At 67.5% G+C, this 684-nt stretch carries 1 protein-coding gene; it reads right to left on the bottom strand.

Annotation, left to right across the window (positions count from 1 at the left end; all coding sequences use genetic code 11):
- Positions 1 to 92 precede the first annotated feature (92 nt).
- Complete coding sequence (locus tag IL54_RS02810) at positions 93 to 512, bottom strand: periplasmic heavy metal sensor (RefSeq protein ID WP_037473048.1); 420 nt, start codon at positions 510 to 512, stop codon at positions 93 to 95.
- Positions 513 to 684: the final 172 nt, after the last annotated feature.

Raw genomic sequence — 684 nt, 5'->3', positions numbered from 1 at the left:
GTGCCGGCGCATGATCTCGGCGAAGGCGGCCTGACGTCCAGCGAGCGTCAAGGCGGCGAGTTCGCCGTCCGTGCAGGCCGAAAGTTCAAGACTCACCGCGCGTCTGCGGTCAGCGCCTTAACCACCGCGCGGTCGAACGTCCTCGCCTGGTCGGGCCGCAGGATCTGCCGCATCGCGAACATATGGTTCAACGTCTCCTTTTGGAGCTCGCCCATCGCGCCGTGCGAACGATCGACGGCCGCCGCGACCTGCGGCCCGTTACCATGTTCGGCCTCGATGGCGTCGGCAAGCCGGGCGTTGTCGGCCCTGAGTTCAAGCTCCAAGGCACGCCTTCGAACGGCGAAGCGTGACTCCAGCGTCTCGAGCTTGGTCCGTTGAGCTTCGTCCAGCTCGAGCCCGTCGTGGAGCAAGCTATGAAGTTCCACGCCCGGGCTCGGTGGGGAAGGGAACAACTCGCGCCCAGCCCACACGCCTGCGATCGCTGCCAAGAACACGACGGCCGCGATCAGCATCGTTCTCCGGGCGCTGCTCGTCACTGGAACGCCAGCAAGGTCGAAGGCGCTAGCGGCGTGGCGGGCCCGAAAGGTGTCAGCGCCGGCACCTGCGCAGTCGCCGCTGCGGACGACAAGCCGCCGCCCACCACTCCCAAGGCGACTGCGCCTACCGCTGCCAGCATGCCAGTCC

This window comes from Sphingobium sp. ba1 (assembly GCF_000743655.1).
In the GTDB taxonomy this organism is placed as follows: domain Bacteria; phylum Pseudomonadota; class Alphaproteobacteria; order Sphingomonadales; family Sphingomonadaceae; genus Sphingobium.
The sequence above is the reverse complement of the archived record's forward strand: the minus strand, read 5'-3'. Positions and strand labels throughout refer to the sequence as shown.